Origin of the sequence: Methanobrevibacter sp. V14 (genome assembly GCF_963082475.1) — an archaeon.
Lineage (GTDB): Archaea > Methanobacteriota > Methanobacteria > Methanobacteriales > Methanobacteriaceae > Methanocatella.
The window spans coordinates 1-11,378 of sequence record NZ_CAUJAM010000005.1; the positions used below are offsets into that span (position 1 = coordinate 1).

Annotated in this window: 10 protein-coding genes; 9 read left to right on the top strand and 1 reads right to left on the bottom strand. The window is 28.4% G+C overall.

Going from position 1 to position 11,378, the window contains the following annotated elements; genetic code table 11:
* The first annotated feature begins 844 nt into the window (after window positions 1-844).
* From Q9968_RS01970 to Q9968_RS02010, 9 genes are all read left to right on the top strand, one after another.
* Entirely contained in the window at window positions 845-3,946 is a 3,102-nt protein-coding gene (locus tag Q9968_RS01970; RefSeq protein WP_305512961.1) for a lectin like domain-containing protein, read from the top strand.
* 16 nt (window positions 3,947-3,962) lie between these two features.
* Window positions 3,963-4,142: a hypothetical protein gene (locus Q9968_RS01975; RefSeq protein WP_305512963.1), complete on the top strand. Its 180-nt coding sequence runs from the start codon at window positions 3,963-3,965 to the stop codon at window positions 4,140-4,142.
* On the top strand, window positions 4,108-4,452 hold the full coding sequence (locus Q9968_RS01980) for a hypothetical protein (protein WP_305512965.1): 345 nt from the start codon (window positions 4,108-4,110) through the stop codon (window positions 4,450-4,452). The genes Q9968_RS01975 and Q9968_RS01980 overlap by 35 nt, the downstream gene beginning before the upstream one ends.
* 171 nt (window positions 4,453-4,623) lie before the next feature.
* Window positions 4,624-4,866 carry a hypothetical protein gene (locus Q9968_RS01985; protein WP_305512968.1) on the top strand — a complete coding sequence of 81 codons (243 nt, stop codon included), beginning with the start codon at window positions 4,624-4,626 and terminating at the stop codon, window positions 4,864-4,866.
* 23 nt (window positions 4,867-4,889) lie between these two features.
* The gene (locus Q9968_RS01990; protein WP_305512970.1) at window positions 4,890-6,488 is read left to right on the top strand and encodes a hypothetical protein; all 1,599 of its coding nucleotides are present in this window, start codon (window positions 4,890-4,892) and stop codon (window positions 6,486-6,488) included.
* 205 nt (window positions 6,489-6,693) lie between these two features.
* Window positions 6,694-7,098, top strand: a complete 405-nt coding sequence (locus Q9968_RS01995) for a PRC-barrel domain-containing protein (protein WP_305512972.1) — start codon at window positions 6,694-6,696, stop codon at window positions 7,096-7,098.
* A gap of 49 nt (window positions 7,099-7,147) precedes the next feature.
* Window positions 7,148-7,912 carry an aspartate dehydrogenase gene (locus Q9968_RS02000; protein WP_305512974.1) on the top strand — a complete coding sequence of 255 codons (765 nt, stop codon included), beginning with the start codon at window positions 7,148-7,150 and terminating at the stop codon, window positions 7,910-7,912.
* A complete protein-coding gene (locus Q9968_RS02005; RefSeq protein WP_305512975.1) occupies window positions 7,912-8,625 on the top strand; it encodes a tRNA(His) guanylyltransferase Thg1 family protein in 714 nt (237 codons plus the stop codon). The genes Q9968_RS02000 and Q9968_RS02005 overlap by 1 nt, the downstream gene beginning before the upstream one ends.
* Window positions 8,626-8,629: 4 nt before the next feature.
* Window positions 8,630-9,343, top strand: coding sequence for a Mov34/MPN/PAD-1 family protein (locus tag Q9968_RS02010; RefSeq protein WP_305512977.1), 714 nt, complete (start codon window positions 8,630-8,632; stop codon window positions 9,341-9,343).
* 29 nt (window positions 9,344-9,372) lie between these two features.
* On the opposite strand, the gene serA is transcribed toward Q9968_RS02010, so the two are convergent.
* Window positions 9,373-10,944, bottom strand: a complete 1,572-nt coding sequence (serA, locus tag Q9968_RS02015) for a phosphoglycerate dehydrogenase (protein ID WP_305512979.1) — start codon at window positions 10,942-10,944, stop codon at window positions 9,373-9,375.
* Window positions 10,945-11,378 lie beyond the last annotated feature (434 nt).

Below are 11,378 nucleotides of genomic sequence, written 5' to 3' on the forward strand. Positions count from 1 at the left end.
ATTCTGGATATTACTTATTTGATAGTTTTTGGGTTAAAATTATGGTTTTTGGAACTATATTTTAGTGTTATTTGATGTTAAATTAAATACACTTCTTTTAGTTAAATTAGTCGAATCAGAAAATTCAGAGACTCTTTAACGATTTTTAGAGGAATCTTTAAGAAATCAAGACAAATTTTCAATTATAACAGATTTTAAAACACACTTATCTAGAAGATATTGATAAATTAAAAGTAAAACATGGTTTCTGCACATTTCATGTAAAAAACATAAATAAAAGATTTAAAGATTATTTTGATAAAAAATAACTTAAATGATGAAGAAATTGATGAATTAATTAATTTAAAACAAGATATTTTCAAAATATTAGATGCAAAAATCCTAAATGTAACTAAAAACTAAGAGATGAGTTAATTAATAAAAAATATTCTTAAAATCAGTTTATTATTAGAATTCTTTGGAAATTCATCATTCCTTACTTTAAAAAATTAACAACACATCTTTAAATAGCAATATTTCATCGACAAATAACAAAATTGAAAATATATTACAAAAAGTATTTCCAAAACACATAAAAAAGATAATGAAAATAAAACAAGAACTTTTAAAAAAATTCATGCTAAAACTAAATTATTGGATACATAAATAACAAAAAACAATAAAATCAAACAAATTTTTGAAAGAACCGTTTGAAAGTACCGAAATATTTAAATAGGTCTAATTTATATACACATTAATTGTACAAATATTTATTAAAAATATTGAAAAATTTATTACTATTTTTAATTAAAAAATAGTATATTCAAAAAAGTGGTTGTGGATTATGTTATTTAAAAAGAACTTTTTGATAGTATTTGTGCTTTTCTTAGTTTTATTTTTAAGTTTAAGTTCGGTGTATGCAACTGATGATAATACAAAGAACGATCCAGCAAATAATATATTAGAACAGGTTGTTTCAATTGATTCAACTGTTCAAAGTACTGGTGATGTTATTGGTGTTGGTGAAGATGATGATGAAACTAATGGAAATGATGATGATTTAAATGAAAGTGATGATGAAACTAATGAAACAGTTGAAGATTTAAATGAATCTAATGATACTTATGAGGAATTTTCTAATTTAACTGCTGAAAATATTGCTATTATTATGAATGATATTAAAAATTCTAATTCTGATAAATATTATTCTTTTATTAATTATTTAATTAATGAACATGGCTTTGAATTTCGCAGTGATTCTGTAGTTGGAGATGGTTATTTACTTTATGCTACAAGAAATTATATTGACAAATTATATAATGGTGGAAATTTTACTATTTCACCAAACGAAACATATTTTATTTCTACAAGTGAAAAAATGGGATGTTTTATTGATAATGATTATTATCAAGATATTATTTATTCACATGAAAATAATTATTACTTAGATGAAGAATACCTAAGTTGGCTAAAATCCAACTCAACATTATTAAAAATAAACATAACAATCCCCTCTGAATATTTAAATATTCCACAATTTGATAATATTAATGATTTTATCACTGGTTCTTATTTACCAAGCAAATATGATTCAAGAGAATTAGGTTATGTTACTCCTATTAAAAATCAGAACCAAAATGGATCTACGAGTAATTGTTGGGCTTTTGCATCTATAAGTGCTTTAGAAAGCTTTTTACTAAAATATGAAAAAACAACATACAACCTTTCAACAAAATGGGACTTATCAGAAAACCATCTAAAGAATATTATGAGTTCCAGAGGAAGAAATGGCACAAATGCGACGGTTAATACGGGTGGAAATTTTTATATGGCTCTTGCTTATTTACTTCGTTGGAGTGGACCTGTAAATGAATCTGATGATATTTATGGATCTGGAGATGATTCAATTGAAAAATTAAATGTTTTAAAACATGTACAGGGAATACAACTAATACATCCACGAACATTTGCTTTAGATCTTTTAGAAATTAAAAATGCAGTTTATAATTATGGAAGTGTAGTAACTTCTCTATTTTGGGACACAATTTTTGAAAGCAAAGAAAAATCAAATTACATATGTCTTCATAATTATGATGATGTTGAAAAAAAAATGTGGCATGCTATAACTATTGTTGGTTGGGATGATAATTACTCAGCATCTAATTTTAATTGGTCTTTTAATGGAATGGGTGATGGGGCGTTTATTGTTAAAAATAGTTATGGAAATAATTCTAAAGAAGGAGGATATTGGTATGTTTCATATTATGATAAAACACTAGCTTATAAACCTTATTTTGGTTTTTCAGGTTTTGCTTTTACTAATGTTGAAAATGTAACTAATTATGGAAATAACTACTATCATAACCCTTTAGGAATCACAGACTGGTCAGATCTTTATAGTACAGAACTTCTTTTTGCTAATCAGTGGGTTGCTGAGAAAAATGAAACTTTAAATGCATGTGGACTATACATTAGAGGACCATCTCTATGTTTAATTAATGTTTTGGTTAATGGAGTTCATGTAGGAGGCACTACTGTTGTTAATCTTGATTATGCAGGATATCATACAATTAAACTATCAAATTTCGTTAATGTAACTAAAGGTGAAACTTTTAGAATAGAAGTTCATTTAATTAATAATGGATTTAATGAAAATAAAATTATACCTTTAGAATACCCTGTTAATAATTCTTCTAAAATATACGCTAATGCTAATCAGTCTTTCATTTTGCTTAATATTAATGGAATCATCCAATGGATGGATACTACTAAAATTTGGTCTAATACTAATATTTGTCTTAATGCTTATACTGAGTGTAGGGATGCTTATGTTGAAACTAGGGTTCTTGCTAATAATTTGAATATGTTTTACACTACTAGTAATTCTTTAGTTGCTTATTTGTCAGATTTAAATGGTAATGCTTTAATAAATAAAATTATTACTTTTAATATTAATGGCAAATCATATACTAAAATTACTGATAATAATGGTAAAGTTTCTTTAAATATTAATCTTAATCCAGGATCTTATCGAACACTTATTAGTTTTAATGGAGATGATGTTTTTCATGAATCTAGTAAAGTTGTATATGTTAAAGTAAATAAAATAGTTCCTAAACTGATATTATCTCAATCTGGTTCGTATTACAAAGCTAAAACATTAACTGTTAAAGTTATTAATTCACATACTAACAAAGCAATGGGTAATGTAATGCTTTCTGTTAAATTTAATGATAAAAAGGTTAGTTTAAGAACTAATTCTAATGGAATTGCTACTTATAATGTTCCTTATGCTCCAGGAACTTATTCTGTAACTGTAACTACTGTTTCCACCAATATTTTAAGTGCACATTCTGCTAAATTAAATGTTAAAATTAATAAAGCTAATAATGTTGATATTTCTCCTACTAAGTTAACTACAACATATGATAGTGGTAAATATTTCCAAATCAAAATTACTAAGGATTCCAAACCAATGATCGGAGTTAAACTTAAAATTAAAGTATACACCGACAATAAATATAAAACAATCTCACTCACCACAAATAGTGCAGGGATTGCTAAATATCATTGCTCTAAATTATCCATTGGAACTCATAAAGTAATCATAGAGAGTGGAGAACCAACTCAATATTTGCAAGTTGGTTCAAAAATAAGTACGATAAAAATAAACAAAGCACCTACCATAGTAAATGCTAAAGATATAGTTCATAAATACAAAGCAAACAAATATTTCACTGCTAATATTAAAAATAAAGCTACAGGAAAAATAATCACGGGAATAAAAGTTTCTCTTAAAGTTTACACAGGAAAAAACTACAAAACATACACATTAACAACAAACGATAAAGGTACAATTTATTTAAATACAAAAATTTTAAGTGTAGGAACACATAAAGTTATTATAAGTTCTGCAAACAACAAATACACAATATCATGTACCAGAAATATAAAAATAATAAAATAAAAGGAGGAATATAGTAATGAATAAAATATTAATATCAATGTCATTATTAATTATTTTGATATTCAGCATAGGATTAGTATCAGCTGATGAAAACTTCAATGATACAATAGTAGAATACAATACAAATGCTCCAAATCTTTCTTATCCATCTAATATAGATAATGCTCCTTTGGAAAAAAACAGGTGGAGTAGTTAGACATGTAAATGGAAGCACTTTTGAAGATATTCAAAAAACAATTAACATAGCAAATGATGATGACACTATTGTTCTTAATGGAACTTATAAAAGCACTGGTCATCAAATCGTTGTTAATAAAAGCATAACAATCACAAGTGAAAATGGGTACAGTACTTTAGATGCTAATAAAAAATATAGGGCATTATACATACTTTCTGACAATGTAGTACTAAAAAACTTAATAATAATAAATGGGAAAGTAGATGGTAATGGTGGATCTATTTTTAACTTTGAAAGTGGACCTGGTGGTGCTATATTGGAAAGGTAATAATGGAACTATAATCACTTCATCAATATATAATAACGAATTTCATAGTTCGGTTATGGTGGAAGTAGTGCTATTTATTGGGAAGGAGCAAATGGAACTATTCATAATACCTCCTTCTTCAATAACATAGGATATCATGAGATATTGGGAGCTGCTTCTTATTATAAGTTTTTGGAAGGTGTTGTTCATGGAGTTTATACTGGAGATTTATATGAGACTAATTCCTATGAAGTTTCTAATTTTCATCGTGTTGTTGTGAACTCTAAAGGACATTTAACTGCTAATAATCTTTACATTGGATATGGAACACCAGTTAATTTTCTTGTTAAATTTAGTTTAGGAGATATTCCATTTAAAGGAGAAATTGTTAAAGTACACATATTTAAAAAAGGTTATGATAAAGTATATATATAGTAATGAATAAAATATTAATATCAATGTCATTATTAATTATTTTGATATTCAGCATAGGATTAGTATCAGCTAATGAGAACATTAATGATGCAATAGTAGAAGATAATACGGATGCTCCAAATCTTTCTTATCCATCTAATACAGATAATACTCCTTTGGAAAAAACAGGTGGAGTAGTTAGATATGTTAATGGAAGCACTTTTGAAGATATTCAAAAAACAATTAACATAGCAAACGATAATGATACCATTGTCCTTAATGGAACTTATAAAAGTACTGGTCATCAAATAATTGTTAATAAAAGCATAACAATCACAAGTGAAAATGGGCACAGTACTTTAGACGCTAATAAAAAATACAGAGCATTATACATACTTTCTGACAATGTAGTACTAAAAAACTTAAGAATAATAAATGGGAAAGTAAATGGGGGATATTTATCTATCTTGGAACCTTTAGAAAGTGGTCCTGGTGGTGCTATATATTGGAAAGGTAATAATGGAACTATAATCGCTTCATCAATATATAATAATGAATTTTATAGTGTAAGTTATGGTGGAAGTGGTGCTATTTATTGGGAAGGGGCAAACGGAACTATTCGAGATACATTTTTCTTCAATAACACAGGATATCATGGAATTATGGGTGCTGCTTCTCATTATAAGTTTTTAGAAGGTGTTGTTCATGGTGATTATATTGGAGATTTATATGATAATGATCCGTCTAAACCTGCTAGATTTTATTGTGTTGTTGTAAACTCTAAAGGACATTTAACTGCTAATAATCTTTCCATCAACTATGGAACAGCAGGTAATTTTCTTGTTAAATTTAGTTTAGGAGATATTCCATTTAAAGGAGACATTGTTAAAGTACACATATTTAAAAAAGGTTATGATAAAATATTTAACCTAACTATTGATGATAAGGGTTTAGGTGTTTTAAAGTTACCTGATAATTTAAATGATGGTATTTACAATGTTGAATTAAGTAGTCATGATAATGACTATTTTGATAATTATCTTACAAATATTCATTATTATAGTTATAAGTATAGTGCTAATGCGATTATTAAAGTTAATAAAGTTCCAGCATTTATCCATGCTGATAATTTTAAAACCATATATAATTCAGGAAAATATTTCACCGTTGAACTTATGGATATAAAAAATTATTATTTCATTAGCAATGTTAAATTAGCATTAAAAGTCAATGGTAAAACATACTATGCAACTACAAATAAAAATGGAAAAGCCAAATTTAATGTATCAAAATGGAAAGCAGGAAACTATAAAGCTTATATTAATATTTTAAACAATTATAAATCACCAACAGAAAAAATTAATATTCAAATCAATAAAATACCCACAATTGTAAAAACAAATAAAATCACAGCAAAAATCCACAGGGACAAAAAACTAAACATCAAAATAATCAACAAAAAAACCAAAAAACCCGTACCTTTTTATCAAAATCAAAGTAAAATGATTCAATGGAAAAAAATACAAAACATACACACTAATAACCGACGAAAAAGGACAAACCCACTTATACACTTGCTGTTTAAAAATCTGAACACACAAAGTAGTTATAAAATCAGCAAACCAAAATTATGCAATAAGTAAAACAACTAAAGTTAAAATCATAAAATAAGGATTAAACTTATAATTCTGTTTTGTCAATTTGTTGTTTGGCGAGTTGATTTTAATCTTTTTTTTTGATTTGATTTTTTTTGTTTTTTCTTTGAAAGAGCCATTTATAAATCATAAAGTATTTATATTAACAATTAAATAGAATAATACATATTTATTTAAATATTTGGGTGTAAACATGGTAGAAGTTTCAAAATTACATAGTTTAGATATTTATACTAACACTGGACATTATGTAGGTCGTGTAGAGGATGTTGTTCTTAATATTAGATTAGGAACTATTTCAAAATTACAGGTAAGGGCTATTGAGCAACAACCAAAACCTGCTGGGTTTATGAATTCATTTTTAGGTAGCATTCGTGGAGAAATGCCTGAAGATAATAATATGAGGTCTTTCCAAAATGATGTATTAACGGTTGATTTTGATAAGGTTCAAGCTATTGGGGATATTATGTTAATTAATCCGAGGGATATGAAAAAAGTAACTCCTGAACCACAAATCCCTGAAGCCACCGTTCCTAAACCGGAAACACCTCAACCACATAGCGAAACTCAAAGCCAATTTGATGCTGAAAGATTATAAGTAATCTTTCACTAATTCTTTTTTTTTTAACATTTTTTAGGGCGGTACTATGATAGTAGGCATTATAGGATGTGGGGCTATTGCTAATATTATCACTACTAGTATAGTTCCTGAAGATAACGGTATTGAAATTAAATATTTTTTTGATAAAGATGTTGAACGAGCAGAAAATTTAGCTAGTTTGGCTGGAGGGATAGCAGTACTTGACTTTGATGATATGTTGGATAAGGTAGATTTAATTTTAGAATGTGCTGCGCCGGTTTCAGTTAAAGAATATGCACCTAAAGTGCTAGATCATGGTATTGAAATGATTGTAATGAGTATAGGCGCTTTAATGGATGAAGAATTTTTTGATAAATTGGAGGATCTTGCTAAAAAAAATAATACTAAGCTGCATTTGCCTTCAGGAGCCATTGTTGGTTTAGATGGAATTAAGGCAGTATCCAAATTCGGTCTTAAAGAAGTAAGTCTGATTACAAGAAAATCACCAAAATCTCTTGGAATGAATATTGATGCTGAAGAAATATTATTTGAAGGAAAAGCTTCAGATGCTGTAAAAGAATTTCCATTAAATATTAATGTAGCTGCAACAATTAGTCTTGCATGTAAAATGGATATTGATGTTAAAATCATTGCTGATCCAAAAGTTGACAGGAATGTTCATGAAATTACAGCAAAAGGGGACTTTGGCGAGTTTAAAACAAGAACTGAAAATTTACCTTGTGAAGCCAATCCAAAAACCAGCATGTTGGCTGCACTTTCAGCTATTCGTTTACTTAAAAGCTTTAATGAAACCATTAGTGTGGGTATTTAATGAAAGAGTATGAAGTTTATTCTCCTTTAAAAGTTCCAAAAAACTCTAAGATAATCGTTAGATTGGATGGAAGGGCTTTTCATAAATTAGCTCATGATTTGGAGTTAGACAAGCCTTATGATGAGAATTTTTATAAGGTTATTGCAAGAGTTTGTGAAGATTTATTTAAAGAATTCTCACCACTTTTTGTTTATACTTTTTCGGATGAAATAAGCATACTTTTGGATCGCGTTCCGTTTGAAGGTAGGGTTGAAAAAATAAATTCAATATTTGCAAGTTTTACCTCTTCATCTTTTGTAATGCATTATAATATAGAATTTAAAAAACCGCCTGCTTTTGATTCAAGAATAATTCCAATTAATGAAAATGATATTCTGAAATATTTTAAATGGAGACAAGATGAATCTTGGAGGAATTGTGTTAATTCACATGGAGTTTCATACCTCAAATCAAAATATTCAAATTCTGAAGCTAATGATAAAATAAATGGCATGAAGTTAAATGAAATACACGAATTATTATTCCAAAATGGCATTAATTTAAATAATGTCAAAACTTATAAGAAACGTGGCATAGCTATTTATAGGAAAGTTAAAAAATCGAAGGTTTTAATAAAAAAGAAAATAAAAAACAAATATCCTATAGAAGTCATGTTTTCACTGATTGGGAATTGCCAATATTTAATGAAACATTCTTTAAAAATATTGATGTGATAAAATGAGCTTTATTTCAAAATTATTTAGAAATGATGATGAATTTAGAGAGGTTAGAGTTGACCGTGAAGTTCTTGAATCAGTAATTTATTATGCAAAAAAAGCATATCCTAATGAATTTTTAGCATTCTTTGATGGGGAAATTAAGGATAAAATTCTTTATATCACTAGTTTAATATTTCTTCCAGGAGAAACCTGCGAAACAGGTGCTGTAGTTCACACAGAATTAATTCCAATCAATACAAAGTATATGGGGTCTGTTCACTCACACCCTGGACCAAGTGCTAGTCCATCAGATGCTGATTTAACTACATTTTCTAGGCACGGATACTTCCACATGATTGTATGCCTTCCTTATTCTTTGCAAACTTTTAAGTCATATGACCGTTACGGTCAGCCAGTGGATTATACTTTAGGAGATTATAGTAGTCTAATTGAGGACAATTCTGAAGATTTCTTCGATGACGACGATGTTGTAACTGATGATGATGAATTTAAACCGGGGTTTTTAGATGAGGATGATGATGAATTTTTTAAAACACTTGATGATGAAAGATTAAATAATTATGAAGAATTTGAAAAACGAAATCAAGTTAATTGGGCATCCACCAATCAAACAGATATTATTTCCAATACTCAAATGCCAAATCAACAGATAATCAGAATTGAGTTAAATCCTGATGGCACTGTTAAAAAAATTTCAAAAAATGAAAAATAAAAAAAACAATCATGGTGAAAAATTGTTTTTTATAATTCTAATCCAATAGCTTCATAAACATTATCCAAATCTTGAAGTTCTTTAATTACTTCTTTTGGAATTTCTTTGTCTAAAGTTAGAACCATGATGGCTCTTCCACCTTTTTTATCTCTTCCAACTTGCATAATTCCAATGTTAACGTTATGTTCACCTAATTTGGTGCCAATTTTACCGATACTTCCTGGAACATCTTCATATTTTGCAATAAACATGTGTCCTTTAGGAATAACATCTACCCAGTAACCATTTACTTTTAAAATTCTTGCTTCGTGTAAGTGGGTACCTTCAGCTGAGAATGAATCAGTTTCACTTTTTGCAATAACTTTGATTAATGATTCATAACCTTTGGCATTGTCTTTTCTGCCTTCAGTAATGCTAATTCCTCTGTCTTTTGCAACAAGGGATGCATTTACAGCATTAACTGGGGAACTTAAGAAGGGATTAACAGCACCTTGAATTACTGTTCGGGTTAATATTTCAAGGTTGCTTATTTCAGCTAATTCTCCGCTGTAAACAATTTCAATTTCTTGGATTTTACCATTTACAGCTTGTGAGATGAAACTACCTAATTTTTCACATAATTCCATGTATGGAGTTAATTCTTGGTAAGTGTTATTGTCGATACGTGGCATGTTTAAAACATTTTTAGGATTGTTTCCTTTGGTTAATTCAATAATTTCATCAGCTACAATAATGGCCGCGTCTCTTTGCGCTTCTTTAGTTGAAGCGGCAATATGGGGAGTTAAAACAATATTGTCAAGTTCGCATAATTTGGAATCTTTTGGAGGTTCATCTTCATATACATCTAAAGCAGCTCCACCAATTTTATCATTAACTAAAGCATCATACAATGCTTCTTCATCAATAACTCCTCCACGAGCACAGTTGACAATAAATGCTCCGTCTTTCATTATTTCAAACTGTTCAGTTGAAATTGAATGTTCAGTTTCAGGAGTTAATGGAACGTGTATTGTAATAAAGTCAGCATTTTTAAGAACGCTATCCAAATCAGTTAATTCAACACCCATTTGTTTTGCAACTTCTTCAGGTAAGTAGGGATCATATGCCATTGCATCCATTCCAAAGGTTTTACATCTGTTAACTACTTGGGACCCGATTCTTCCCATACCAATTACACCAAGGGTTTTGTTTCTAAGTTCAACACCCATGAATTTTTTCTTTTCCCATTTTCCCTCTTTAACAGATTTATCGGCAATTGATATTTTACGTGCCATACTTAAGATTAATCCCATAGTATGTTCTGCTACAGTAACAGAAGTGGATTCAGGAGAGTTTACAACCATAATACCTTTTTCTGTTGCAGCATCAATGTCAATATTGTCCACTCCAACCCCTGCTCTTGCAATAATTTGCAAATTATCTGCTTTTTCAATAATGTCGGCAGTTAATTTTGTTCGGCTTCTTACAACAATTCCATTATATTCGTGTATGGTATTTGCTAATTCTTCAGGAGTAATTTCAGTATCCACTACAACATCAGCTACTTCCTTTAAATTTTCAATACCTTTTTCATTAATAGCATCAGCGATAAGTACTTTCATATTTTCACCATAATTTCTCAAATATTCAATAATAAATATTATTTAAGTTTATGTGGTTTATTATATTTAAAATTTCAATATTTTTTAAAAAATAGTATTTTTTTCACTATTCGAATTTTAATTTTTCATGCAGAGTCGAGGAGGTTACATGATTCAAAATTTCACATGAGCAAATATTGTCAAATGTTAAGCAAATATTTTTCTTTATATAGTTACTAACCAAACTTTTATTATAGATGACTGACAAATTATAAAATATGTCTGGAAAATCTAAAATTGATGTTTTTAATAAAATGACTAAAACCGTATTAGATGAGGAAATCAGCAATTATGTGGCTTATCATAGGTATTATCAAAGATTGATTGCTGTTAAAATTGTTAGTGAAGGCAATACAATAACTGATGCTGCGAATATTCTAGGAAAATCATATCAA

Coding starts and splice junctions, on each gene's coding strand:
- Q9968_RS01975 (WP_305512963.1), top strand. CDS start 3,963: ATGAATAAAATATTAATATCAATGTCATTATTAATTATTTTGATATTC.
- Q9968_RS01980 (WP_305512965.1), top strand. CDS start 4,108: ATGCTCCTTTGGAAAAAAACAGGTGGAGTAGTTAGACATGTAAATGGA.
- Q9968_RS01990 (WP_305512970.1), top strand. CDS start 4,890: ATGTCATTATTAATTATTTTGATATTCAGCATAGGATTAGTATCAGCT.
- Q9968_RS01995 (WP_305512972.1), top strand. CDS start 6,694: ATGGTAGAAGTTTCAAAATTACATAGTTTAGATATTTATACTAACACT.
- Q9968_RS02000 (WP_305512974.1), top strand. CDS start 7,148: ATGATAGTAGGCATTATAGGATGTGGGGCTATTGCTAATATTATCACT.
- Q9968_RS02005 (WP_305512975.1), top strand. CDS start 7,912: ATGAAAGAGTATGAAGTTTATTCTCCTTTAAAAGTTCCAAAAAACTCT.
- Q9968_RS02010 (WP_305512977.1), top strand. CDS start 8,630: ATGAGCTTTATTTCAAAATTATTTAGAAATGATGATGAATTTAGAGAG.
- serA (WP_305512979.1), bottom strand. CDS start 10,944: ATGAAAGTACTTATCGCTGATGCTATTAATGAAAAAGGTATTGAAAAT.